This is a genomic window from Streptomyces sp. NPDC044106, from assembly GCF_056433985.1.
In genome coordinates, this window is the sequence record NZ_JBWKFZ010000009.1 from 37,081 (window position 1) to 61,340 (window position 24,260).

Here is a 24,260-nt window from a genome sequence, read left to right on the forward strand (position 1 = left end):
GAAAGCATGCACCCTCATGGCTGAAAGTGCGCTGTGTCACTGCGAGTGCGACACCCCCTCGAACTCGTCGAGCCCGTCGTCCGCCGGATCGTCGGCGACCGTGAGCCCGGCCATCCACAGCGGCATCAGCCAGTGCACGACGAACACGCTGAACAGCACGGGGAAGACGAGCCCCTCGATCTCCACGCCACAGAGCCCCGCGACGCCGACGGCCACGGTCGCGCAGAGAAGAAGCCACATCATCACGTACTGTGCGCGGGCCATCACCCGGTTCTTCTCCGCGCGCTGACGCTCGTCGAGGGCGCGGACCCGCAGTTCGAGCAGGCCACGGGTGGCGCCGTTGATGACGCCGGTCGCCACGCACCACGGCAGCAGGACGCCGAGGAGCCCGAACGTGGCCCAGCGCTCGTCGACGAGCACGGAGTACAGCCAGCACGCGATGCCGAGGGCGGTCAGCGCGATGTGGGTGACGACGACCGTGCGGCGGCGGGCCGCGGTGGCATGGAAGGGGGCGGCCTCGCGGCGGTTCATCAGCGCGTACATGCGCCGGTCGTAGCCGGTCACGGCCTGCTGCTCGTCGGTCCTCATCACTGCTTCCTCCCGTAGACCTGATCCGTGAGCGGGCGAAACGGCTCAAGCGAGAACAGGGCCTCGACCGGCAGCGCGAAGAACTTCGCGATCTTCAGCGCGAGGTCGAGGCTCGGGTTGTACTGCCCCCGCTCGATGTAGCCGATGGTCTGGTAGTGGGCGCCCACCGCCTCGGCCAGGCTCTGCCGCGACACCTTCCGCTCGGCGCGCACCACTGCCAGCCTGTTGTGCACTTGCTCGCTCATGTATAAGAAGTACTACACTTGCGAGCAGCCGCACAACACCGGAACGCCGACCGCCCCCGGCGGCCGCTGCGAGGAGCGGCCGCCGGGGGCGGCGGGTGACGGGTGCTGCCGGGACTCAGATGAGGCCGAGACCGCGGACGGCCTCGCGCTCCTCGGTGAGCTCCTGCACGGAGGCGTCGATGCGGGTGCGCGAGAACTCGTTGATGTCCAGGCCCTGGACGATCTCGTACTTGCCGTCCTTGGTGGTGACGGGGAAGGAGGAGATGAGGCCCTCCGGCACGCCGTACGAACCGTCCGAGGGGACGCCCATGGAGGTCCAGTCGCCCGCGGCGGTGCCGTTGACCCAGGTGTGGACGTGGTCGATGGCGGCGTTGGCGGCGGAGGCCGCCGACGAGGCGCCACGGGCCTCGATGATCGCGGCGCCGCGCTTGGCGACGGTCGGGATGAACTCGTCGGCGAGCCAGGCCTGGTCGCTGACGACGTCGGCGGCGTTCTTGCCGGCGATCTCCGCGTGGAAGATGTCGGGGTACTGGGTGGCCGAGTGGTTGCCCCAGATGGTCAGGCGCTTGATGTCGGAGACCGAGCTGCCCGTCTTCTTCGCCAGCTGCGACAGGGCGCGGTTGTGGTCCAGGCGGGTCATCGCGGTGAAGCGCTCGGCCGGTACGTCCGGGGCGGCGGCCTGCGCGATGAGCGCGTTGGTGTTGGCCGGGTTGCCGACGACGAGGACCTTGATGTCGTCCGCGGCGTGGTCGTTGATGGCCTTGCCCTGGGGCTTGAAGATGCCGCCGTTGGCCTCGAGGAGGTCACCGCGCTCCATGCCCTTGGTACGCGGCCGGGCGCCGACGAGCAGCGCGACGTTGGCGCCGTCGAAGGCGACGTTCGGGTCGTCGCTGATCTCGATCGAGTTCAGCAGCGGGAAGGCGCAGTCGTCGAGCTCCATGGCGGTGCCCTCGGCGGCCTTCAGGGCCGGCGTGATCTCAAGAAGGCGCAGGTTGACCGGCACGTCAGCGCCGAGCAGGTGGCCCGAGGCGATGCGGAAGAGCAGCGCGTAGCCGATCTGGCCGGCCGCGCCGGTGACGGTGACATTCACGGGAGTGCGGGTCATGGCGATCTCCGTAAGACAGCTGGCGGTGGGGTCCCGGTCCTTCATACGTGGATCCCCTGGTTCCTGGATCCCCGCCGACACCTCGCCGAGTCCTCGATCGCCTTTCGATGATCGATCTCTTGGCATCAAGAGAGATCCGCCGTCAGGCTATCGCGCCCCGGGTACCCCTGGCCGCCGGGTCGGTGTGGCCCAGCACACAGCGTTCGCGTGTCGCCGTTGGGGGGGGCGGCCGCCACCTCGGGGGAGGGAGCGTGGCGGCCGCCGTGGGGGTGTGACCACTCCCGTGGGGGTACGGTCCGCTTGCCCCGCGAAATCGCCGCCATGCGTGTGGCCCCCACATTTTTGTGGGGGCCCGAACTCCCTTCACCCTCTCCCGCTTCGCGGGATGGGTGGGTGGGGGGCTCCCCCGCCTTCCGTCCGCCGGTACGAACGGGCCCGCCGCTTCGCGGCGGAGTGGGCGGGCGGGTGGGCATCTCCCCCGCCTTCCGTCTGCGGGCACGGACAGGACCGCCGCTTCGCGGCGGATGCATCCCACCCACCCGTTCACCCTGCGACGTACGGCCGGAGTAGGGACACGCCCCCACCGGGCCGCAGCCGCGAAACCGGCCGGAGGGGACGTGGGGGTATGTGCGAACGGAGCACCGAGCACGCTGTAGCCCCATTGTCCGGGCAGCGTGACGCAGGGATAGCGAGTACGCACATACCCCCGCGGCCCCGCCCCACAGACGCACCCGAGGCGCACCAGCCCAAGCGCAGCCGCACACGACCCCGCCCAAGCGCAGCCGCCTACGCCCCCGTACAGCCCCCACGCCCAGACACAAGCGTCGCGCACGCCTTCGCCGCCGTGCCCGACTTGGCCGCCACCATCGGCGTATACGCGTCGAAGTCCGCGTCCACCGTGCCGTTCTGCTTCGCCTCGGCGCCGCCCCCCACCCCGGTGATCGTCAGCTCGTCCCCCGGCGTCGCCTGCGTGATCCGCGCCCACGCGGCCCCGCACACCTTGCTGTACCGCACCTCGACCAGCGTCCTGCCGATCGTGGTCCGCGCCGTCGTCCTGGCCAGGTCGCCGCCGCACCCCATCTTCTCGGGGTCCTTGCCCGCACAGCCCTCGCCGCTGCACTCGACCCCGGCGGGAAGCTTCGTGTCGCTGGCGGTCGGCGTCACGGACGGCTTCGCCTCGTTGCCGCCCTTGCCGTCGTCGCCGAAGCCGACCAGATAGACCGCGGCGGCGATGACGACGAGCGCACCGACCACCCCCGCGAGGAACATCGTCAGCTTCTTGCGGCCCCGCTGCCGATCGGGCGTGCCCCCGCCGTCCACCGGCGCACCCGGCGCCGCCCCCGGTGGCATGGTGGGCGACACCCCGGCCGGCCCGGCCACACCCGTCACCCGCCCCACGGCGCCCGCACCACCGACGCCCCAGCTACCCCCACGGCCCGGCTCGGAAGGCTGCGGGGACGCCGAAGGCTTGGCGACCCCGGACCCTGCACCGGTATCGGGGCCGGTACCGGTACCGGCCCCGTGCCCGGGACCTGCGGAAGGCTCCCCCAACGCCGCCCGAGCCTGCGATATGCGTATCGCCTGCATCGTCATGTCGTGCCGCATCTCGGAACGGCTCCACGCCCGCTCCGCGAGCTCCCACAGGGTGATGAGATGCACGGGCGGCGTACCCGTCACCTCCGCCAGCGCGACGATCGCCCCCTTCGGCGCGAGCAGCCGCCCGTTCAGATAGCGCTCCCAGGACGTCTTGCTGTAGCCGGTGCGGTCCGACACCGCCGCGATGCTCAGACCGCTGCGGTCAACGAGCCTCCGCAGCTGGCCGGCGAACTCCGTGACCTGCGGGTCGAGCTCATCCGGTAGCGCCTTCCAACGAGGCATTGCTCCCCCTGTTCCCCCCGTACGTTCCTGTCCTGCCCCCCGCTACGAACCACCCAGCCGGACTACCCAGAGGGATGCGCGGAGCCCGGATTTCAGTTCCCGGAGTGGGGGCGCACGGGAGCGTTCGGGCCACGGCGAGCACCGCCGCGCTCCCTGCGGTCGTCCGCACAGTGTCCCACCGCCGTCCCACGGCACGATGCGGAACCCCGAGTACCGGCCCCATAGGCCCCAATGCTTCCGAAATGCGGCGCCCAGCCCCACACCACCCCCGCACCCGGCCCCGCATCCACTCCCCCCGCACCCCTCAGTACTCGGATTTTCACGCCCCGGACCAGGCACGTTGCACCTGTTGCACAGCTCGAACACCGTTGCGGAATGGTCACCTCCGTGCCACAGGGACCGACCATCCCTTGAACGCGGTTGGCGGGTCCATGACTCTGGATCACGAGCGGAACGCACCGCTTATATCGGGAGGTTCCAGCGGGAATCACACAGGAACCGTCTCCCTCGAACGGCAGTGCCCGCCCTCTCACGGGGGTGAGGGCGGGCACCGCCTCTTCCCGCGGCAGCGAACGGCCCCGAAAGGGCGACTTCGGCCATGTCTTGCGCCTCCACGATCGGAGGGCTCGGCAGAGTTCGGTGCGGCAACAGCAGGATTCAGGCCAACAGCACGAACCGGACTCCGGACTCCACGGACTCCACGTACTCCCGAAGGGAACCGGGCATGAAGTACGGCAAGCGGCTCGCCGGCGGCGTCATCGCCGCATCCGCCCTCCTCGGCACCGTCCTCGCGACGGCCCCGACGGTCTCGGCGACCTCCACCGCCCCCGCCACGTCCACCACCTCCGCCACCTCCACCACCACTTCCGTCGCCTCCACGGCGACGTTCCGGGGAACGGCCCCGGCCTGCGTCAAGCGGGACGTCATCAAGCACAAGAAGTACGTGAAGGTGACCAACCACTGCGGCCAGGCCATGCACCTGAAGGTCGTCATCGACTGGGGCAACGACTCGCCGTGCCTCACCTACCAGAACAACGAGCAGTGGGAGTGGACCTGGGGCCGCGGCTCCTACGGCAAGGTCGTCACCTGCTAAACCCGCCTATGAGCCCACTTCCGGGCCCACCGCCCACCCGGCCCCGCGGCCCGTCCTCATCCCGGGGGAGAGGACGGGCCGCGGTCTGCGGGACACCGCGTCAGCCCGAACCGCCCGCCGCCCCCGGCGTGACGAGCCCCGTCTCGTACGCGACCACCACCGCCTGCGCCCGGCTGTCCAGGTCGAGTTTGCTCATCGTCCGGTTGAGGTGGGTCTTGACGGTGGCCTCGCTGATGTAGAGCCGCTCCGCGATGTCCGCGTTCGTCAGGCCGCGGGCGATGAGCTTCAGGACCTCGACCTCGCGCAGGGTCAGCGCCCCCAGCTCCGGCGGGGGCTTGCGTTCCGCGCCGTCGGGTTCCACCCCCCGTCGGGCGAACGCCTCGACCAGGCGCCGCGTCACGCTGGGCGCGAAGAGCGCGTCGCCCCCGCCGACCGCCGTCACCGCCGCGAGCAGCCGCTCGGGCCCCGAGTCCTTGAGCAGGAACCCGGAGGCTCCGGCCCGCAGCGCCCCGTACACGTACTCGTCGAGGTCGAACGTGGTCAGCACCAGCACACGCGGCGCCGGTTCGGCGGCCTGCCGCAGGATCTTCGCGGTGGCCGTGATGCCGTTCATGCCCGGCATCCGGATGTCCATCAGGACGACGTCGGGACGGGTCCGCGCGGCGAGCTCCACGGCCTCGTCGCCGTCGCCCGCCTCCCCCACGACCTCCATGCCCGGCGCGGCGCGCAGCAGCCCCACCAATCCCGCTCGGATGAGGAACTGGTCGTCGACGACGAGCACTCTGATGCATGCGGTCATGCGGCTGTCCGGTCACTCCGTGGCGTCGTCCCCCCGTGCCGAGGTCGGCAGGGTGAGGCGCACCGCGAATCCCCCCTCGCTCAGCGGGCCGATGCTGATCGCCCCGCCGTAGAGCTTGGCCCGCTCCCGCATCCCAATCAAGCCGTGTCCACTGCCTGTCCGCACTCTGTCCTGAATCACCCCCTGTCCTTCGTTGATGACGGAGACCTCGATGTGCCGCCGCCGGTAGGCGAGTTCGACGGTCGCCGCGGCGCCGGGGGCGTGCTTCAGTACGTTGGTCAGCGACTCCTGGACGACGCGGTACGCACAGAGTTCGATGCCGGGCGCCAGTGGCCGCGGCGTTCCCGTGACGCGCAGTTCGACGCTGGTGCCCCCGGCCCGTACGCGCTCGACCATGTCGTCAAGACGGGACAGGCCGGGCATGGGCGCCGCGGGACCACCGTCTCCGCACTGCCCGTACTCGCCGCCCTCACCCTCCCCGCCCTCACCCGTGCCGCCCTCGGCGCGCAGCACCCGCAGCATGCGCCGGAGCTCTTCGAGCGCCTCGCCGCTGGTCCCCGAGATGGTGCCGAGCGCCGCGCGTGCCGTGGCCGGGTCGGAGCCGAAGACGAACGTCGCGAGGCCCGCCTGCACGGATATCACCGACATGTGGTGGGCGACGACGTCGTGCAGTTCGCGCGCGATCCGGCCGCGTTCCTCGGCGACCTCGCGCCGGGCGCGTTCGTCCTGCTCCCGCTTCAACTGCCGTGCCAGTTCGGCCGACCGGCGCGCGACGTGCCCGAAGCGCCAGAGGACCAGGGAGAAGCCGACGGCCTGCCCGACGACGGACGGCATGGAGGCGCCCTCGCTGATCGCACCGGCGTAGATCCACAACCCGGCCATCAGTGCGGTGCAGGGGAGCGAGGTGCGGGGCGGGCACAGGGAGGCGACCGTGTAGACGCAGAGCATGGGTCCGAAGGTGCCGACCACGGGCCAGTAACCGGCGGTGACGTACACGAACCACGCCAGATGGACGACGAGCAGCACGGCGAGCGGTGCCCTGCTCCGGACCGCGACCGGGAGGCTGACCAGGGCCACCAACGCGTACCCCACGGCGTCGAGTTCGGTCCAGCCCTGCTTGGCGGACTCCTGGCCGAGCAGCACGGCGACCGTGGTCAGGGCGACCGCGATGACCGCGTCGACGGCGAGGGGGCGGATCCGCATCGCCGCAGCGTAACGCGCACATGGGCGGCGGAACGTCAACCAGGCGCGGTACAGCGGAAGTTGTAGGAACCGGGCGGGTACCGCGCCGGGAGCAGGCGGGGTTCAACCCAGCGCGGGACGACGCGTGCGACGGCCGCCCGTAGCGTGTGGGACCAGTGCCACGCGGCACCGGCCGAACCGCCGGAGCCGCCCGGGACCGCGGCCGCCGGGGGGGACCGAACGGGGGCGCCCGGTCCACATGGCGGTGGCCCGTCTCCTCGGGGGAAGACGGGCCACCGCCAGACATCGAGCGCGGCAGGCACTGCTCGCGCCGACGCGGGCCTGCCTGCCGACGTACCGCGACGTACCGTCGTACGCCCACCCGCGCGCCAGCACGCACGCACGGCCGCACGCCCGCACGGCCGCACGCCCGCACGCCCGCCTAGATCGTGTAGTGCAACGTGTCGTCCAGGAACGGGATCTCCAGCACCGGATCCGGCTGCGCCATCATCGCGAGAAGCACGATGGCGACGCCGAGCACCCCGTACGTGACCATGTCCGTGAACCGCGAGCGCACCGCCAGCATGCCCACGTCAGGCAGCGCCCAGCGCAGCGCGGCGCCCCCGATGAGCGCGACGCCGACCAGTATCGTGCCGACGCGGAACACGTCGAACGCGGTGAGCAGCAAGCCGAGTCCGACCAGCGAGACGACGCTGATCAGCGGCCACTGCCTGGCCGGTGCGGGGGCGTCGCCCGCCGCGGCACGGCCGCCGCCCTCGGGGCGCGCGGTGTCGCGCGTGAACAGCGGGAAGCGGCGCGACACCTTCCGGGGCCGTCCGTCCGGTCCGGGCGCGCTGACCGTGCCCTTGGCGAGCGGAACGTCCTCGGCGCCCTTCTCGACGTCGACACCGAGAGCGTCCTCGGCCCGTGAAGCGCCCGGGGAGCCGCCCGTGCCAGGTTCTGCGCTCATGGCTTGCCTCGTCTCTTTTCCGTTCAGCGCGCGTGGCGTTCCGCGGCCTCGACGACGTTCACCAGGAGCTGGGCGCGGGTCATCGGGCCGACGCCGCCCGGGTTCGGGGAGATCCATCCGGCGACCTCGGCGACGCCCGGGTGGACATCGCCGACGATCTTGCCGTTCTCGTCGCGCGAGACGCCGACGTCCAGGATCGCGGCGCCCGGCTTCACGTCCTCCGGCTTGATCAGGTGCGGCACACCCGCCGCGGCGACGATGATGTCCGCCCGCTTCAGGTGGGCGGCAAGGTCCCGGGTGCCGGTGTGGCACTGGGTGACCGTGGCGTTCTCGGACTTGCGGGTGAGAAGGAGCGGCATGGGCCGCCCGATGGTCACGCCGCGGCCGACGACGACGACCTCGGCGCCCTTGATCTGCACGTCGTGCTGCCGGAGCAGCCGGATGATCCCGTACGGGGTGCAGGGCAGCGGCGCCGGCTCGTTGAGGACGAGGCGGCCGAGGTTCATCGGGTGCAGGCCGTCGGCGTCCTTGTCCGGGTCCATGAGTTCGAGGACGCGGTTCTCGTCGATGCCCTTGGGGAGCGGGAGCTGGACGATGTAGCCGGTGCAGGCGGGGTCGTCGTTGAGTTCGCGGACGACCGCCTCGATCTCCTCCTGGGAGGCGGTGGCGGGCAGTTCGCGCTGGATGGAGGCGATGCCGACCTGCGCGCAGTCGCGGTGCTTGCCCGCGACGTACTTCTGGCTGCCCGGGTCGTCGCCGACCAGGACGGTACCGAGTCCGGGCGTGACGCCCTTCTCCTTCAGGGCCGCCACGCGGGCGGTCAGTTCGGACTTGATCGCGGCTGCGGTGGCCTTGCCATCGAGAATCTGGGCGGTCATGCCTCCATCTTCCCGGATGAGGCCCGCCCGGTACCAATCAGGTCGCCCGCCCGCGCCCCCGGCGTCGCTCCCCGGCGCCACCGGAGCCTCACCGCTGATCAGCGAGGTTGCACTTGCACAACACATATGGAATGCGGCTGGACAAGTAAGCCGGGGTTAAAGAACGATATGCGGCACAGTGCCGCGGGCAGTGTCGGGGGGACGGACCGCATCTGTAGAACATTCCTCCGTGATGTGCCGCGTCGTCCCCGCACCACCCGACGGAGGAAGACCGCCATGAGTTTCGGCGACCCGAACAACCCATACGGGCAGCCGCCCCAGCAGCCCCCGGCCGCTCCCGGATACGGCTATCCCCAGGCCCCGCCCGGCATCCCGCCGCAGCAGCCCTACGGCTACCCGCAGCAGCCCGCGTACCCCGGGTACCCGGGCGGCAACATGATGCAGCAGTCGATGCCGGGGCTCCTGGTCACCGCGCGTGTCTTCCTGTTCCTCATCTCGGCGGTGCAGATCCTGAGCGCCATCGGCTGCCTCTACGGCGCCGCCGTCGCCAACGACGTCTCCGACGGCGCCGACGACCTCGGGTTCAGCGACGCGGGCGACTTCGGTGACGCGGCCGCCGGCATCTTCGTGATCCTCGCGCTCATCGCCGCCGCGCTGGCCGCCCTGTCGATCACGCTCGGTGTGAAGTTCAGCCGGGGCGCCCAGGGCGTGCGGATCACCACCGTGGTGTACGGGGCACTCGGTGGTGTCGTCGGTCTGATCTACCTCTTCGTCGGTCTGGACACGGGCCTCGCGACCGCAATCATCGGCCCGCTGATCTGGGTCGTCTTCGCCGTCATCATCACCGTCGCCCCCGTCGTCCCCAGCGGCACCGCCTGGTTCAACCGCCCCCGCTACTGAGCGAGTCGGGTACGTACGACGGTGGCCGCGCCCCTCACAGGGGGCGCGGCCACCGTCGTTCTCTCTACGTCGGGTCCGCTCAGTGGAAGAAGTGCCGCGTCCCCGTGAAGTACATCGTCACGCCCGCCTTCTTCGCGGCCTCCACGACCAGCTCGTCGCGGACCGAACCACCCGGCTGCACCACGGCCTTGACGCCCGCGGCAGTCAGGATCTCCAGGCCGTCGGGGAAGGGGAAGAACGCGTCGGACGCGGCGTAGGAGCCGCGCGCCCGCTCCTCGCCCGCGCGCTCGACGGCGAGCTTCGCGGAGTCGACGCGGTTGACCTGGCCCATGCCGACGCCGACCGAGGCACCGTCCTTGGCGAGCAGGATCGCGTTGGACTTGACCGCGCGCGACGCCTTCCAGGCGAACGCCAGCTCGGCGAGCTCGCCCGCGTTCAGGGCGTCGCCCGTGGCGAGCGTCCAGTTGGCCGGGTCGTCGCCCTCGGCCTGGAGGCGGTCGGTGACCTGGAGCAGCGCGCCGCCGTCGATCTGCTTGACCTCGACCGGGTTGGCCGGGGCGCGGTGGGCGCGCAGCACGCGGATGTTCTTCTTCTTGGTGAGGACGTCGAGGGCGCCGTCCTCGTACTCCGGCGCGACGATGACCTCGGTGAAGATGTCGGCGACCTGCTCGGCCATCTCCTTGGACACCGGGCGGTTGACCGCGATCACGCCGCCGAACGCGGAGAGCGGGTCGCAGGCGTGCGCCTTGCGGTGCGCCTCGGCGACGTTCGCGCCGATCGCGATGCCGCACGGGTTGGCGTGCTTGATGATCGCGACGCAGGGCTCGTCGTGGTCGTACGCGGCACGGCGCGCGGCGTCCGTGTCGGTGAAGTTGTTGTACGACATCTCCTTGCCGTGCAGCTGCTCGGCCTCGGCGAGACCGCCCTTGCCGTCGACGTAGAGGGCCGCGCCCTGGTGCGGGTTCTCGCCGTAGCGGAGCACGTTCTTGCGCGTGTACGTGGCGCCGAGGAACTCGGGGTGGCCGCTGTCGTCGGCCGCCGCGTAGTCGTCCGCGAACCAGCCGGCCACCGCCACGTCGTACGCGGCCGTGTGCTGGAACGCTTCTCCGGCGAGCCGCTTGCGCGCGGTCAGGTCGAAGCCGCCGTCGCGCACGGCGGCCAGGACGTCCGCGTACCGCTCGGGGTCGGTGACGACCGCGACGGAGGGGTGGTTCTTGGCGGCGGCGCGGACCATCGAGGGGCCGCCGATGTCGATCTGCTCGACGCACTCGTCGGGCGTGGCACCCGAGGCGACGGTCTCCTTGAAGGGGTACAGGTTCACGACGACGAGCTGGAAGGGCTCGACGCCCAGCTCGGCGAGCTGCTTGCGGTGGTCCTCCAGGCGCAGGTCGGCGAGGATGCCGGCGTGGACCTTGGGGTGCAGGGTCTTGACCCGGCCGTCCAGGCACTCGGGGAAGCCGGTGAGCTCCTCGACCTTGGTGACGGGCACCCCGGCGGCGGCGATCCGCGCGGCCGTCGAGCCGGTCGAGACGAGCTCGACGCCCGCCTCGTGCAGCCCGCGCGCGAGGTCCTCCAGGCCGGTCTTGTCGTAGACGCTGACGAGCGCGCGCTTGATGGGGCGCTGCGCCTCGGGGGCGTTCTTAGCTTCGGCGGTCACGGGATAAGAACCTTTCGTCCCTCAATGCGGTAGCCGTGCCGGGCCAGACGCCCCACGACATCGACGAGCAGCGTGCGCTCGACTTCCTTGATGCGCTCGTGCAGAGCGCTCTCCTCGTCCTCGTCCCGGACCTCGACCACGCCCTGGGCGATGATCGGGCCGGTGTCGACGCCGTCGTCGACGAAGTGGACGGTGCAGCCGGTGACCTTCACGCCGTACGCGAGCGCGTCGCGCGCACCGTGGGCCCCCGGAAAACTGGGCAGCAGCGCGGGGTGCGTGTTCACGAACCGCCCGCCGAAGCGGGCGAGGAACTCCTTCCCCACGATCTTCATGAACCCGGCCGAGACGACCAGGTCGGGCTCGTACGCGGCGACCGCGGCGGCCAGCGCCGCGTCCCACTCGTCGCGGGTCGCGTGGTCCTTCACGCGGCAGACGAACGTCGGCAGCCCGGCGTGCTCGGCGCGCTCCAGGCCCGCGATGCCGTCGCGGTCGGCGCCGACCGCGACGATCTGGGCGCCGTAGGCCCGCGCGCCCTCGGCGTGGATGGCGTCGATCAGTGCCTGAAGGTTCGTGCCCGACCCGGAGACCAGCACGACGAGTCGCTTGGGGCGAGCGACCACAGCGCTCTCGGCCACGGCGGGGCCCTTTCTCGGAAGGTGCGTCTTTGTACGGTCGTACGAAGGCTTCGGGCCCCTGGATACGGGGAACCCTACGAAGCGGCCGACCGCCAGCAACGATACCGGCACACGGAACCGCCCCTCACGGGACGGGGGCGCGGGCGGAAGGTAGCGTCTGTGGGAAAGGCGCCTGAATACCGACGAACGCCGCGTTGCCGAGCCGCACACCGGCTCCACCACGAGGCCCTACCAAGGGGAAGACGCACACCTGATGCCGGACCGTAGCCGCCCTTCGTCTCCACCGCAGGACTCCGACTCCCAGGGGCCGGAGTCCCGAGGCACGGGTTCCCAGGAAACGGGCTCCCAGGGGACGGGCAAGGACGACGACAATCCCTTCGCGCCGCCGCCGGAGGGGACACCGGACCGGCCGTGGCAGCCGCGCCGCCCCTCGGGCGACTCCGGCGGTGACGACCCGGACCGCGGTTCCCCCTGGGGCAGCCAGTGGAGCGACCGCCAGCCGGGCCGCTCCCCCGGCGTCTTCGGCGAACGGCCGGGCCGGCAGAACGGTCCCGACCGGGACCGGGAGGGTCCCACGGGACCGGGTGGCCCGGGCGGCCAGGGCGGCGGCATGCGCTGGGACCCGACGGACCCGTCCCAGCGCCGCGCGCGCTACGCCCTGCTCTCCGGCATGTGGGGCTTCTTCTTCGCCCTGTTCGGCTGGCGCTACCTGGCGCTGCTGCTCGGCGCGCTCGCGCTGATGTGGGCCGTCCAGTCACTGCGCGCGAAGCCGCGCACGCCGGACCCGACGGCTCCGGCGGCCCCGCCCGCGACCGGCTCGGCCACTTCGGTCACCGCTCCGGGCGCCACTCCCGGCGCCGCTCCGGGCACCCCCGCCGACCGGCCCCGGACCGACCCGTCGAGCACCCGCCCGCAGACGACGGCCGCGATCAGCGGCCTGGTGACGGGCGCCCTCGCGCTGCTCATGGTGGCGGCGACGTTCACGGCGCAGCTGGTGTACCGCGACTACTACACGTGCGTGGACGACGCGCTCACGAACGTATCGAAGCAGTCCTGCGAAGACCTCCTGCCGAAGCCGCTGCGTCCGCTGCTGGGGGAGCAGGACTAGGGTCTGTCTTTCGGATCAGGCCGGACTTGGGTGGCCTTGCCTTGGGTGGGGCTTGAGCGGGGTCTGGTGCGTGCAGCTGCAAGGCGGAGGAGGGCGGCAACGCGGAGCGTTGGCAACCGACGACAACGCCGCAGATGTGCGTGCCGGACCCCGCGACCCCGGACAGATCCGAAAGACAGGCCCTAGGAGGAGACGGGGCGGGGCGGCGGAGCTGGTGACCGCCGGAAGGTCAGGACGGCTCCCGATCCTCCTGACGCTGCTCCCCCGCCCCCTTCAGCGGTTCACCGCGGGCCGCCTCCCGGGCGACGGTGGCGTCGTCTCCGTCTTCGTGGTGCCGGGTAGGAGTGGGCGGGGCAATCGGGGGCGATGGGGTCGCCGGGGCGGGCGGGGTGCCCGGGGCGGGCGACGCGTCATCGTCAGTCGTTACGCGGGCGGCGTCGGCCGGCGCCGCGGCCGTGCCGTCCTCGGACGAGAGGCTCGCGGGTACGCCGACATCTTCGGCGGTACGCCCGGTACACGCAGGCCGACCGACCGGCGCCGGAGCTGATGCCGGGGTCACGCCGCCCCCCACCGAAGCAGCCCCGGCCACGCCATCACCCCCACCCGCACCCGCCTTACGCCCGAACCACGGAAACCGCCTGCCCGGCTCCGTGGCCGCACCGCTGCCCGGTGGGGCACCCCCGGGAGCGGCGGCATCCTCAGTCGTGCGTCCGCCCCTGAGAAGCCGCCCCCGCGCGGCCCGGGGCGCCCGCGGCCGAGGCACCCGCCGCGAAGGCATCGCGTACCACGGCAACCACCCTCGCCGCGCCCCGCCGGACGGCGTCCGCAGTCGCACCAGCCGCAAGCCCAGCGCGGTGGGTACCCCGATCACCGCCACCCACCCCAGCGCCGCCGCCCCCGTCTGCCACCACACCGGCCCGAACTCGGCGAGGACCGCCACCCCCATCGGCCCGCCGGCCAGCGCCGCGAGCCCCGCCGTCGTCACCCCGCACACCACCGCCGCCAGCGCGGCCCCCGAGGCCGTACGCCCCGGCGACCACGCCCCGGCCCGTTGCCCGGAGGCAGGCACCGCCGCCTGGACCGTGCACCAGGCCACGGTGAGCCCGGCCGCCACGGGGACCACCATGGCCGCCCAGCTCAGCGGCGTGCCGGGACCCGCCGACGGCACCGCCGCCAGCAGCGGAAACGACGGCAGCCGCGCCGGCGCCGCCTCCGCGGCGAGCGGGCCGACGACGGTTCCGGTACCGAGCACGAAGCCGGGGCCGAGGCCGTAGGCCGCGCCCCACACCGCGGCGTTCGGCGCCAGCGCGAGGGCCAGCACGAGCACCGCGAGACGTCCCGACCACACGTCCGCGACCTGCGCGAACGACATATGCATCAACCCGGCGTGCAACACGAGCGACACCGCGACGAGCAGCGCCCCGCCCCCGACGAGCGCCGCCGCGCCCGCCGCCCCGGCCCGTGCGACGGCCACCGCCCGACCGCGTACGACAAAGCCCGCGGCGAACGTGCCGCGCGCCTCGTCGGGAACGTTCCGTACCCGCCCGAGGGACGCCGGCAGCGGCCCGTGCGGGCGGCCACGGGCCGTCCACACCCCGACCCCTGCCGCGCTCACCGCGAGCGCCGGGAGGTGGAAGACGGCACTGAACCAGCCGGGCCGCAGCTCACCGCCCGTCGCGTACAGCGCGGCGGCCGTGCCGACCAGCAGATAACCGGCCGCCACCCCGCTCCACGCCGTCCGTACCGCGTGCCCGAGCTCTTCCGGGGCCGCCGCCTCCCGCGCCGCCCGGTGCAGCAGCCAGCAGGGCAGCGCGGCAAGCAGCAACGGGGTCACGCCGACCGGCGCGGGCGCTCCCGAGAGCGTGTCCGCCCTGATCAGCTCCGTGCCGTGCGCCAGCAGCCACAGCCCCGCCGCGACGTGCAGCGCGCCGGACGGGCCGTTGTCCGGGTACGGCGACGTGATCCAGAGCGTCAGCACCAGAACGGCGGACGCGCCGAGCCCGAGGCACGCGGCGACGGCTCCGCTCAGCATGCAGGTGGCCAGGCCGGGTGAATGATCGTGGGCCCGCTCGCGCAGCGGCTTGACGGGCGGCATTGAGGCGTGGGGATCCGTCGTCTGCGTCACGCGGCCATGGTCCCAACGACACGCGCTTTCTCCGCGTAACAGGCGAATACCGGATGTGTCGCCCAATATACGTTTATGTACTTTTTCGTACGGCGAGTCGGCTGTGCCCAGCTCCCGGTCGCCGTACGTCGGCCCACGGTGCGGAGAGTCCGACATGCCCCAGAGCCCTGCCACGCCTCTGCCGTCCCCCAAGGAACGCCGCAGGCTGCGCGAGGCGAAGTCGCTGAGCCAGACCGACGTCGCGACGCGGATCGGCGTCACCCGCGAAACAGTGCGCTCCTGGGAGACGGGCCGCACGGACCCGCGGGGCCGCAAGCGTGAGACGTACGCGAGGCTCCTGAACGCGGCCGCCACCGCGGAGGAGCAGCAGACCCGCGAGAAGGCATGCGCCGACACCCGGGAGAAGCCACAGGCGGCGACACCGGCGGTACCGGCAGCGGCACCGGTGGCGCCGGCGGCCAAGAGGCCGGCCACGGTTCCGGCCGGGGCACCGGAGAAGGCCCCGGCCACGACCGGCCCCGCCGCACCCGCCCCACCCCGCGACAGACCTTCGCCGCTCTCCCCGTCCTCGCCGCTCTCCCCGTCCTCGCCGTCCTCACCGTCCTCGCCATCCACGTCACGACGGTCGGGACCACCCCACCCTCCCCCGCCCGAACGGGGCCGCGTGCCCGGATGGGCGAGAGCCGCCGACGGCGCGAAGTCGCGGTCGAGACCGCAGCCCGCGGCCAAGCGCGCGGCGAAACCCGAGGCCCCGACACCCGTGGCGCCCGCCGCCCCCGCCGTGGCCGGTCACGCCCTCCCGCATCCGGAACGGCCGACCGTCCCCGAACCCGCCGGCCCCGTCGACCTCACCCCGGCCCAGGCCTTCGACGCCCTCTGCGCCCACTGCGCCCCCGGCCTCGTACGCCAGGCGTACGCGCTCACCGGACGGCGGGACCTCGCGCAGGAGTCGGTGGAGCGCGCCTTCCAACTGGCGTGGCAGCGCTGGCCCGATGTCGCCCTGGACCCTGACCCGGCGGGCTGGGTGCGCGCGGCGGCGTACGAGTACGCGATGGCCCCCTGGCACCGCTACCGCCCCGGCCGTCGCCACCCGGACGCGCCGCCCGCGACGGAGGACGACCGCGCCCTGCTGAAGGTGCTCCTGAGCCTGCCGCCCGTGCAGCGCCGCGCCCTGATGCTGTACGACGGCGTCGGCCTCGACCTGCCCGAGACGGCGGCCGAGACGGAGGCGAGCACGCCCGCCACCGCGAACCGTGTGCTGCACGCGCGCGAGAGGATCAGCGAACGGCTGCCCGACCTGGCCGACCCCGACGTACTGCACCGGCGCCTCGGCGAGATCGGCAGGGGCGAGCGGCTGCGGCTGCCCAAGGCCGAGCGCATCCGCGCCGGCAGCGAGTACCACGTCCAGTTCTGGACGCGCGCGGCCATCGGTTTCACGGCCCTGATCGTCGGCGCGACGGCGCTGGCCCTGCGGAACGCCCCCACCCACTACGAGCCCCCGCTGGCCCCCGGCACCGCCATCAGCGGCGTACCCCCGCGGATGGGCCCGGGCCCGTTCACCCCCGAGGACCACTTCCTGCGCGACAAACTCCGGGCAGAACTGTCCACGGGCCCCGAACGCCTGACTCCCCGGCCGGACTGATTCAGGGGCGCGGGGAACTGCGCGACAAGCCCCTGCTCTCCCGCCGAGCACTCTCCCGCAGAGCACAAAAAGCGGGCCCGCACCTCAACCAAAGGTGCGGGCCCGCTTTCAGATACTGCCGAGGCAACCTCAGCCCGCGAGGATCGCTCGCGCGAGCTTGGCCGTCTCGGTCGGCGTCTTGCCGACCTTGACGCCCGCGGCCTCAAGGGCCTCCTTCTTGGCGGCGGCCGTGCCGGAGGAGCCGGAGACGATGGCGCCGGCGTGGCCCATGGTCTTGCCCTCGGGCGCGGTGAAGCCGGCGACGTAGCCGACGACCGGCTTCGTCACGTTGGCCTTGATGTAGTCCGCCGCGCGCTCCTCCGCGTCGCCGCCGATCTCGCCGATCATGACGATCAGGTCGGTGTCGGGGTCGGCCTCGAACGCCTCCAGGGCGTCGATGTGCGTCGTGCCGATGACCGGGTCGCCACCGATGCCGACGGCCGAGGAGAAGCCGATGTCACGGAGCTCGTACATCATCTGGTACGTCAGCGTGCCGGACTTCGAGACCAGGCCGATGCGGCCCGGCTTCGTGATGTCGCCCGGGATGATGCCGGCGTTCGACTGGCCCGGGGTGATGAGACCGGGGCAGTTCGGGCCGATGATGCGGGTCTTGTTGCCCTTCGACTTCGCGTACGCCCAGAAGGCGGCGGAGTCGTGGACGGCGATGCCCTCGGTGATGACGACGGCGAGGGGGATCTCGGCGTCGATCGCCTCGACGACGGCGGCCTTGGAGAAGGCCGGCGGCACGAAGAGGACGGACACGTTGGCGCCCGTGGCCTCCATGGCCTCCTTGACCGTGCCGAAGACCGGTACCTCGATGGGGGCCCCTCCCTGGCCATTAGGGCCTTGGGGGACGTCGAAGTCGACCTTCGTGCCGGCCTTGCGCGGGTTCACGCCGCCGACGATGTTGGTGCCGTCACCCAGCATGAGCTTGGTGTGCTTCATGCCCGTGGCACCGGTCATGCCCTGGACGATGACCTTGCTGTCCTTGTTGAGGAAGATAGCCATGGCTGTTCTGTCCCTCGTCCCTTACTTCGAAGCCGCGAGCTCGGCGGCCTTGTCGGCCGCGCCGTCCATGGTGTCCACGCGCTGCACGAGCGGGTGGTTGGCGTCGCTCAGGATCTTGCGACCCAGCTCCGCGTTGTTGCCGTCGAGGCGCACGACCAGCGGCTTCTCGACCTTCTCGCCCTTGGAGGCGAGCAGTTCCAGGGCCTGCACGATGCCGTTGGCGACCTCGTCGCACGCGGTGATGCCACCGAAGACGTTGACGAAGACGGACTTGACGTCCGAGTCGCCGAGGATGATCTCCAGGCCGTTCGCCATGACCTCGGCGGAGGCGCCGCCACCGATGTCGAGGAAGTTGGCGGGCTTCACGCCGCCGTGCGCCTCACCGGCGTACGCGACGACGTCCAGGGTCGACATGACCAGACCGGCACCGTTACCGATGATGCCGACCTCGCCGTCGAGCTTGACGTAGTTGAGGTTCTTGGCCTTGGCGGCAGCCTCGAGCGGGTTGGCTGCGTCCTTGTCCTCGAGGGCCTCGTGGTCGGCCTGGCGGAAGTCGGCGTTCTCGTCGAGCGAGACCTTGCCGTCCAGGGCCAGGATGCGGCCGTCCTTGGTCTTGACGAGGGGGTTGACCTCCACGAGGAGCGCGTCCTCGGCGACGAAGGTCTCCCACAGGGTCACCATCGCCTCGGCGACGCCCTCGGCCACCTCGGCCGGGAACTTCGCCTGGGCCACGATCTCGCGGGCCTTCTCGATGTTCACGCCCTCGACGGCGTTGACCGGGACCTTCGCGAGGGCCTCGGGGGTCTTCTCCGCGACCTCCTCGATGTCCATGCCGCCCTGCACCGACGCCATGGCCAGGAAGGTGCGGTTGGTGCGGTCGAGGAGGTACGAGACGTAGTACTCCGCCTCGATCTCCGGAGACAGCTCGGCGATCATCACCTTGTGGACCGTGTGGCCCTTGATGTCCATGCCGAGGATGTCCGTCGCGCGAGCGACGGCCTCGTCCGGGTTCGCCGCCAGCTTCACGCCGCCGGCCTTGCCGCGGCCACCGACCTTCACCTGCGCCTTGACGACCGACTTGCCGCCCAGTCGCTCGGTGGCCTCGCGCGCCGCCTCAGGCGTGTCGATGACTTCACCGGCCAGCACCGGTACACCGTGCTTGGCGAAGAGGTCCCTCGCCTGGTACTCGAACAGGTCCACGCGCGTCCGTCCCTAATCCGTGATCTCGCTGCGATCTCGCTGCTTTGGTGTCAGCTGTCTGCGTGGGCGTGCCGCGGAGGGCAACGTGACTGCGCTGTCACAAGGGAGGCGTAGGACGGAGTCCGGTACGCGGCATGTCCGTCTCGCAGGTTATCGCCGTGGGCCGTGCCTCCCTAAATCGCAGGTCACATTTGGGCGGTGATGACGGTCACAGGTCGCGTGGTCACCGCGGCAAAATCCGCGGCAGCCGTGGTGACCGGGCGGTCTCTGTGGCGTCGGACACCTCTTGTTCGCTCCGGTTGCTCCCGCGATCAGGTGACCGTGTCCGGTATGAGCAGGGGGCGCTTCTCGATCGCCGCCGCCATCACCTCCGGGAAGAGGTCCGGGGTACAGGCGAAGGCGGGTGCGTCCAGCGCGGCCAGCGCCGCCGCGTGCTCGCGGTCGTAGGCCGGTGTCCCCTCGTCGGAGAGCGCGAGCAGCGTCACGAACTGCACTCCGGACGCCTTCATCGCCGCGACCCGCTTCAGCATCTCGTCGCGGATGCCCCCTTCGTAGAGGTCGCTGATGAGGACGACGACGGTCTCGGCGGGCCGGGTGATCTGCGACTGGCAGTACGCGAGCGCCCGGTTGATGTCCGTGCCGCCGCCCAGCTGCGTACCGAAGAGGACGTCGACCGGGTCGTCGAGCTGGTCGGTCAGGTCGACGACGTTCGTGTCGAAGACGACGAGCCGGGTGTCGAGCGACCTCATGGACCCGAGCACGGCGCCGAACACGGAGGCGTAGACGACGGAGGCGGCCATCGACCCGGACTGGTCGATGCAGAGGATGACCTCCTTCTTCACCGACCTGGACGCCCGCCCGTACCCGATGAGCCGCTCGGGGACGATCGTCCGGTACTCCGGCAGGTAGTTCTTGAGGTTGACCGCGATCGTGCGGTTCCAGTCGATGTCGTGGTGGCGCGGCCTGCTGACGCGGGCGCTGCGGTCGAGCGCTCCGGTGAGGGCGGAACGGGTGCGGGTCGCGAGCCGCTTCTCCAGCTCCTCGACGACCTTGCGCACGACAGCACGCGCGGTCTCCTTGGTCGTCTCGGGCATCGCCTTGTTGAGCGAGAGCAACGTGCCCACCAGGTGCACGTCGGCCTCGACGGCCTCCAGCATCTCCGGTTCGAGGAGCAGCGCGGAGAGTCCGAGACGGTCGATCGCGTCGCGCTGCATCACCTGGACGACAGAGGAGGGGAAGTACGTCCGGATGTCCCCGAGCCAGCGCGCCACGGACGGCGCCGACGCCCCGAGCCCCGCCGAACGGTCCCGCCCCCGGCCGTCCTTCTCACCCGCCCCGCCGTACAGCGCGGTCAGCGCCCCGTCCATCGCCGCGTCCCGGCCACCGAGCGCGCACCCCGTCCCGTCAGCGCCGTCACCCCCCAGCACGAGCCGCCACCGCCGCAGCCGCTCCTCATTCACCTCAGCCATCACGCCACCCCCTCGAACTCATCCCCACGGCGACCGGCACGGCCACCGTCGCGACCGCGACGGGTACCGCCACTGTCGGCACGGACCCCTCCCGCCGCCTCTCCCTCCGCTTCCGCTTCCCCGTGCGGCACGACCGAGAGGCCGAGCAGCAGGTGCACGAGCGGCACGACGGCGTCCGCGCGCGTGGGGTCGAGCTCCGCGGCGTAGCCGGGTATGCCGCCGGCGCCGCTCGGCACCGCCGCGTTCGCAGCCACCGGCCCGCGCCGCACCAGTTCCCCCAACGTCCGCCGCACTCCCGGCTCGTACGCCGAGAAGGTGCGCCGCAGCAACGGCAGTACGTCGGTGAAGGCGCCGTCCGACACCCCGCACAGCCAGTCGTCGACAAGGCCGAGCAGCCGCTCGTCGTGCACCAGCAGCATTCCGCCGCCGGTGCCGCCTCCGACGAACCCCTGGATCCAGGCGGCGCCTTCCGCGGGCGCGTTTCCCCGGGAGAGCGCGAGCCCCATGAGCCGGGCCACCTCCTCGTCCCCCAACTCCCCGCCGTCCAGGAGCAGCCGCACGCACCGCCCCCGAACGACCCCGGCGAGGCCCTCGCGTTGCGCGAGCACGCGCAACACGGAAACCCACCGGGCGCGCACACCCTCCCGAGCCGCCGGTGCCGAAGCCGGTGGCGCCGAAGCCGGTGGCGCCGAAGCCGGTGGCGCCAACTCCCCCAGCAGGCCCACCGCCTGGTGCACCGCGTCGACGTGCCCCCGCATCTCCAGAGCCGCGTCCGCGTCGAGCCCCGCGCACGCGGGCGGCAAGCCGACGAAGATCCGCTCGGCGAGGCCGAGGGCCACTTCGCCGAGAGCCTCCGTATCGGTCCCCCGGACGTCCCCGTACCTGAGGGACCGTACGAGCGCGGGCAGGGCCTGCGCGAGGTGCCCGACATCCGTGTCGAGCGCGGCCCGGTCCGCGAGGACCCGCATCACCACGGGCAACGCGTCCGGCAACTCCGCCAACAGGCACCGCTCGGCGAGCGCGGTGACCTCGGCGAGGGCCCGCGCTTCTACGGCGTCGGACGAGGCCTTGCCCGTGGCCGCGCCCAGAACCGTGGTCCCCCACACCCCGGCCTCCGCGACCCGCACGGACAGCTCCGGCTCCCACCGCAGCCGCCACGTCTCGCGGAACGTCCCCGTGCTCCCCCGGGACACCATCGGCTCGCCCCAGCCGATGCCGAGCAGTCGCAACCGGTGCAGCAGCCTGCTGCGCGCGGCGTCGTTCTCCTTACGGAGGTCGAGCTCAAGCTCCCGCTCCAACGCCTCCGGCGCCAGGCGCAGCCTGCGCTGGAGCCGCGTCAGGTCCCGCTGCAACGGCACCGCGGGCGCCGCCTCCGGCACCTCCCCCAGCACGTCCCCGACGACGAGCTTGTCGTGCACGAGGGCGAGCGGCACGTCGGACCCCTCGCACATCACCGCCCGCACCGCGTCGGTCGTCTCGGTGAGCCCGGCCAGTGGCCTGCCCCGCATCGCGGCCAGCGTGTCGGCGAGCCGTACCGCTTCGATGACGTGCGCGGACGAGACGAGCCGGTCCTCGTCGCGCAGCAGCCCCGCGACCTTCGTCATCCAGCGTTCGAGGGGCCGGTCGGGTGCGCCGAACAGGTGGCCGTACCACCCGGGGGAGTCGATCCCCGCGCCGTACCCGCTGGCGCGGGAGAGCCTGCGGTGGGTCCAGGGCACCCACGTCATCTCGGCCTTCACCTTGGGAAGCCCCTTGAGCAGCGCCCGGTCGGCGGCCACGGTGGTCCTGCGGCGCAGCGCCGGGACGTGCCAGGCCCCGCACACCACGGCGACCCGTCCGGCGCCGAACTCCTTGCCCGCGGCCCGCACCTGGATCCGCATGTACGCCTCGCGCACCAGGTCACGGCCGTGCCCGCCGTCCCCGTAGGCCTCGCGCAGGGCTTCCATCGCCTCGCTCAGTGCCTCGAACGGAGCGAACGCGTCGCCCCCCGACCCCCGGTGCTCGACCACGTCCTCCCACCAGCGCTCGGGGTCGTCGTACCCCGCGGTCCCGGCGAGCACGGCGATGGGATCGATCCGCACATCACCCCCACCGCCCCCCTTCTCGCCCTCCTTTTCGCCCTCCTTTTCGACGCCCCTCCCCTCACCACCGCCATCGCCATCGTCCTCACCCTCCTCCGCCTCCTCCTCCGCACGCAGGGCGAGCGAGTGCGCCGCCGGGAGGTCGATGAAGCGCACCGGCACCCCCTGCGCGAGCGCCCACCGGATGGCGACCCATTCCGGGGAGAACTCCGCGAGCGGCCAGAACGCGGAACGGCCCGGCTCGCCCACCACGTGCGCGAGCAGCGCGACGGGCGGCCGCATCCCCTCGTCGGCGGCGAGCCCCACCAGTCCGTCGGCCTCCGGGGGCCCCTCCACGAGGACGACGTCCGGCCGTGCCTCCTCCAGCGCGGCCCGCACCGCGCGCGCGGAGCCCGGCCCGTGGTGTCGCACCCCGAGCAGCAGCGGTTCCCGCGCCCCCGCGTTGGTCATGCGCTCACCTCGCGGCACGCGCGGTAGAAGTCCTTCCAGCCGTCGCGTTCCCGCACGACCGCCTCCAGGTACTCCTGCCAGATCACCCGGTCCGCCGCGGGATCGCGCACGACGGCGCCGAGGATGCCGGCCGCCACGTCACCGGCGCGCAGCACGCCGTCTCCGAAGTGGGTCGACAGCGCGAGCCCGTTGGTGACGACGGAGATGGCCTCGGCGGTGGACAGCGTGCCGCTGGGCGACTTCAGCTTCGTACGCCCGTCCGCCGTGACGCCGTCGCGCAGTTCGCGGAAGACGGTGACGACGCGGCGTATCTCGTCGATGCCCTCCGGGCCGGTCGGCAGGTCGAGGGAGCGGCCGATCTGGTCGACCCGGCGCGCGACGATGTCGACCTCGGCGTCCGCGCTCTCCGGCAGCGGCAGGACGACGGTGTTGAAGCGGCGGCGCAGGGCGCTCGACAGGTCGTTGACACCGCGGTCGCGGTCGTTGGCGGTGGCGATGAGGTTGAAGCCGCGGACGGCCTGGACCTCCTGGCCGAGCTCCGGGATCGGCAGCGTCTTCTCCGACAGGATCGTGATCAGCGTGTCCTGCACGTCGGCCGGGATGCGGGTCAGTTCCTCGACGCGCGCCGTCATGCCCTCGGCCATCGCCCGCATGACGGGGCTGGGCACGAGCGCGTCGCGGCTGGGGCCGTGCGCGAGCAGCTGGGCGTAGTTCCAGCCGTACCGGATCGCTTCCTCCGGTGTGCCCGCCGTGCCCTGCACGAGCAGCGTCGAGTCACCGCTGACGGCGGCGGCGAGGTGCTCGGACACCCATGTCTTGGCGGTGCCTGGCACGCCGAGCAGCAGCAGGGCGCGGTCGGTGGCGAGCGTGGTGACGGCGACCTCGACGAGGCGGCGCGGGCCCACGTACTTCGGCGTGATCACTGTGCCGTCCGGCAGGGTGCCGCCGAGCAGGTACGTCGCGACGGCCCACGGCGAGAGCTTCCACCGCTGCGGCCTCGGCCGGTCGTCCTGCGCGGCGAGCGCGGCCAGTTCGGCGGCGAAGGCGTTCTCGGCGTGCGGCCGCAAGGCCTGCGCACCGTCGACGGAAACGGTCATGGAGCGATCCCCCTCCAGCTCGTCCGGGCGCATCTGGCCCGGATGTGTCTCCACCGTGCACCACGCCACTGACAATCGACCGCCGCACGGCTCTGACCTGCCCAGATACCG

General features: G+C 72.2%; 20 protein-coding genes. 4 read left to right on the top strand and 16 right to left on the bottom strand.

Annotated elements, in window-relative coordinates; all coding sequences use genetic code 11:
- Positions 1–36: 36 nt before the first annotated feature.
- From AC07DI_RS17430 to AC07DI_RS17445, 4 genes are all read right to left on the bottom strand, one after another.
- Positions 37–588 (bottom strand): hypothetical protein, encoded by a 552-nt coding sequence (locus tag AC07DI_RS17430; protein ID WP_478905129.1) that lies wholly within the window; start codon positions 586–588, stop codon positions 37–39.
- Positions 588–833, bottom strand: coding sequence for a helix-turn-helix transcriptional regulator (locus AC07DI_RS17435; RefSeq protein WP_478905130.1), 246 nt, complete (start codon positions 831–833; stop codon positions 588–590). Before AC07DI_RS17435 ends, AC07DI_RS17430 begins: the two co-directional genes overlap by 1 nt.
- Before the next feature lie 115 nt (positions 834–948).
- On the bottom strand, positions 949–1,938 hold the full coding sequence (locus tag AC07DI_RS17440; RefSeq protein WP_384260591.1) for a malate dehydrogenase: 990 nt from the start codon (positions 1,936–1,938) through the stop codon (positions 949–951).
- 786 nt (positions 1,939–2,724) lie between these two features.
- Positions 2,725–3,816, bottom strand: coding sequence for a helix-turn-helix domain-containing protein (locus tag AC07DI_RS17445; protein ID WP_478905131.1), 1,092 nt, complete (start codon positions 3,814–3,816; stop codon positions 2,725–2,727).
- 724 nt (positions 3,817–4,540) lie between these two features.
- Here AC07DI_RS17445 and AC07DI_RS17450 point away from each other — a divergent pair.
- Entirely contained in the window at positions 4,541–4,909 is a 369-nt protein-coding gene (locus tag AC07DI_RS17450; RefSeq protein WP_478905132.1) for a hypothetical protein, read from the top strand.
- Positions 4,910–5,009: 100 nt separating this feature from the next.
- Here AC07DI_RS17450 and AC07DI_RS17455 read toward each other — a convergent pair whose 3' ends face one another.
- From AC07DI_RS17455 to AC07DI_RS17470, 4 genes are all read right to left on the bottom strand, one after another.
- A complete protein-coding gene (locus AC07DI_RS17455; RefSeq protein ID WP_478905133.1) occupies positions 5,010–5,708 on the bottom strand; it encodes a response regulator in 699 nt (232 codons plus the stop codon).
- A 12-nt stretch (positions 5,709–5,720) separates the two neighbouring features.
- Positions 5,721–6,911, bottom strand: a complete 1,191-nt coding sequence (locus AC07DI_RS17460; RefSeq protein WP_478905134.1) for a sensor histidine kinase — start codon at positions 6,909–6,911, stop codon at positions 5,721–5,723.
- Between the two features lie 421 nt (positions 6,912–7,332).
- Entirely contained in the window at positions 7,333–7,860 is a 528-nt protein-coding gene (locus tag AC07DI_RS17465; RefSeq protein WP_384260578.1) for a DUF3017 domain-containing protein, read from the bottom strand.
- Positions 7,861–7,883: 23 nt separating this feature from the next.
- A complete protein-coding gene (locus AC07DI_RS17470) occupies positions 7,884–8,738 on the bottom strand; it encodes a bifunctional methylenetetrahydrofolate dehydrogenase/methenyltetrahydrofolate cyclohydrolase (RefSeq protein ID WP_384260575.1) in 855 nt (284 codons plus the stop codon).
- A 276-nt stretch (positions 8,739–9,014) separates the two neighbouring features.
- Here AC07DI_RS17470 and AC07DI_RS17475 point away from each other — a divergent pair, with 276 nt between their 5' ends.
- On the top strand, positions 9,015–9,638 hold the full coding sequence (locus tag AC07DI_RS17475) for a hypothetical protein (RefSeq protein WP_478905135.1): 624 nt from the start codon (positions 9,015–9,017) through the stop codon (positions 9,636–9,638).
- Positions 9,639–9,717: 79 nt separating this feature from the next.
- Here the strand turns inward: AC07DI_RS17475 and purH are convergent, their stop codons facing one another.
- Both purH and purN read right to left on the bottom strand, forming a co-directional pair.
- A complete protein-coding gene (purH, locus tag AC07DI_RS17480; RefSeq protein ID WP_384250235.1) occupies positions 9,718–11,295 on the bottom strand; it encodes a bifunctional phosphoribosylaminoimidazolecarboxamide formyltransferase/IMP cyclohydrolase in 1,578 nt (525 codons plus the stop codon).
- A complete protein-coding gene (gene purN, locus AC07DI_RS17485; RefSeq protein WP_478905136.1) occupies positions 11,292–11,930 on the bottom strand; it encodes a phosphoribosylglycinamide formyltransferase in 639 nt (212 codons plus the stop codon). Before purN ends, purH begins: the two co-directional genes overlap by 4 nt.
- 253 nt (positions 11,931–12,183) lie before the next feature.
- Here purN and AC07DI_RS17490 point away from each other — a divergent pair, with 253 nt between their 5' ends.
- Entirely contained in the window at positions 12,184–13,038 is an 855-nt protein-coding gene (locus tag AC07DI_RS17490) for a hypothetical protein (protein WP_478905137.1), read from the top strand.
- Between the two features lie 229 nt (positions 13,039–13,267).
- Here the strand turns inward: AC07DI_RS17490 and AC07DI_RS17495 are convergent, their stop codons facing one another.
- A complete protein-coding gene (locus AC07DI_RS17495; RefSeq protein ID WP_478905138.1) occupies positions 13,268–15,163 on the bottom strand; it encodes a cell division protein PerM in 1,896 nt (631 codons plus the stop codon).
- Positions 15,164–15,317: 154 nt separating this feature from the next.
- On the opposite strand from AC07DI_RS17495, the gene AC07DI_RS17500 reads away from it, so the two are divergent.
- Entirely contained in the window at positions 15,318–16,805 is a 1,488-nt protein-coding gene (locus AC07DI_RS17500) for a helix-turn-helix domain-containing protein (RefSeq protein ID WP_478905139.1), read from the top strand.
- 129 nt (positions 16,806–16,934) lie between these two features.
- Here the strand turns inward: AC07DI_RS17500 and sucD are convergent, their stop codons facing one another.
- The 5 genes from sucD to AC07DI_RS17525 form a co-directional block, all read right to left on the bottom strand.
- Positions 16,935–17,852: a succinate--CoA ligase subunit alpha gene (sucD, locus tag AC07DI_RS17505; protein ID WP_478905140.1), complete on the bottom strand. Its 918-nt coding sequence runs from the start codon at positions 17,850–17,852 to the stop codon at positions 16,935–16,937.
- 21 nt (positions 17,853–17,873) lie between these two features.
- Positions 17,874–19,052, bottom strand: a complete 1,179-nt coding sequence (sucC, locus tag AC07DI_RS17510; protein ID WP_478905141.1) for an ADP-forming succinate--CoA ligase subunit beta — start codon at positions 19,050–19,052, stop codon at positions 17,874–17,876.
- A 311-nt stretch (positions 19,053–19,363) separates the two neighbouring features.
- The gene (locus tag AC07DI_RS17515; RefSeq protein WP_478905142.1) at positions 19,364–20,521 is read right to left on the bottom strand and encodes a VWA domain-containing protein; all 1,158 of its coding nucleotides are present in this window, start codon (positions 20,519–20,521) and stop codon (positions 19,364–19,366) included.
- Complete coding sequence (locus AC07DI_RS17520; RefSeq protein ID WP_478905143.1) at positions 20,521–23,052, bottom strand: DUF5682 family protein; 2,532 nt, start codon at positions 23,050–23,052, stop codon at positions 20,521–20,523. Before AC07DI_RS17520 ends, AC07DI_RS17515 begins: the two co-directional genes overlap by 1 nt.
- The gene (locus AC07DI_RS17525) at positions 23,049–24,149 is read right to left on the bottom strand and encodes an ATP-binding protein (RefSeq protein ID WP_384250255.1); all 1,101 of its coding nucleotides are present in this window, start codon (positions 24,147–24,149) and stop codon (positions 23,049–23,051) included. Before AC07DI_RS17525 ends, AC07DI_RS17520 begins: the two co-directional genes overlap by 4 nt.
- Between the last annotated feature and the right edge of the window lie 111 nt (positions 24,150–24,260).

Bases quoted from the DNA above. Each gene is read 5' to 3' on its own strand.
- AC07DI_RS17440 (WP_384260591.1), bottom strand. From the start codon at position 1,938: ATGACCCGCACTCCCGTGAATGTCACCGTCACCGGCGCGGCCGGCCAG.
- AC07DI_RS17490 (WP_478905137.1), top strand. From the start codon at position 12,184: ATGCCGGACCGTAGCCGCCCTTCGTCTCCACCGCAGGACTCCGACTCC.
- AC07DI_RS17465 (WP_384260578.1), bottom strand. From the start codon at position 7,860: ATGAGCGCAGAACCTGGCACGGGCGGCTCCCCGGGCGCTTCACGGGCC.
- AC07DI_RS17515 (WP_478905142.1), bottom strand. From the start codon at position 20,521: ATGGCTGAGGTGAATGAGGAGCGGCTGCGGCGGTGGCGGCTCGTGCTG.
- AC07DI_RS17435 (WP_478905130.1), bottom strand. From the start codon at position 833: ATGAGCGAGCAAGTGCACAACAGGCTGGCAGTGGTGCGCGCCGAGCGG.
- AC07DI_RS17475 (WP_478905135.1), top strand. From the start codon at position 9,015: ATGAGTTTCGGCGACCCGAACAACCCATACGGGCAGCCGCCCCAGCAG.
- AC07DI_RS17455 (WP_478905133.1), bottom strand. From the start codon at position 5,708: ATGACCGCATGCATCAGAGTGCTCGTCGTCGACGACCAGTTCCTCATC.
- sucD (WP_478905140.1), bottom strand. From the start codon at position 17,852: ATGGCTATCTTCCTCAACAAGGACAGCAAGGTCATCGTCCAGGGCATG.
- AC07DI_RS17500 (WP_478905139.1), top strand. From the start codon at position 15,318: ATGCCCCAGAGCCCTGCCACGCCTCTGCCGTCCCCCAAGGAACGCCGC.
- AC07DI_RS17460 (WP_478905134.1), bottom strand. From the start codon at position 6,911: ATGCGGATCCGCCCCCTCGCCGTCGACGCGGTCATCGCGGTCGCCCTG.
- AC07DI_RS17450 (WP_478905132.1), top strand. From the start codon at position 4,541: ATGAAGTACGGCAAGCGGCTCGCCGGCGGCGTCATCGCCGCATCCGCC.
- AC07DI_RS17520 (WP_478905143.1), bottom strand. From the start codon at position 23,052: ATGACCAACGCGGGGGCGCGGGAACCGCTGCTGCTCGGGGTGCGACAC.
- AC07DI_RS17430 (WP_478905129.1), bottom strand. From the start codon at position 588: ATGAGGACCGACGAGCAGCAGGCCGTGACCGGCTACGACCGGCGCATG.
- AC07DI_RS17445 (WP_478905131.1), bottom strand. From the start codon at position 3,816: ATGCCTCGTTGGAAGGCGCTACCGGATGAGCTCGACCCGCAGGTCACG.
- AC07DI_RS17470 (WP_384260575.1), bottom strand. From the start codon at position 8,738: ATGACCGCCCAGATTCTCGATGGCAAGGCCACCGCAGCCGCGATCAAG.
- AC07DI_RS17525 (WP_384250255.1), bottom strand. From the start codon at position 24,149: ATGACCGTTTCCGTCGACGGTGCGCAGGCCTTGCGGCCGCACGCCGAG.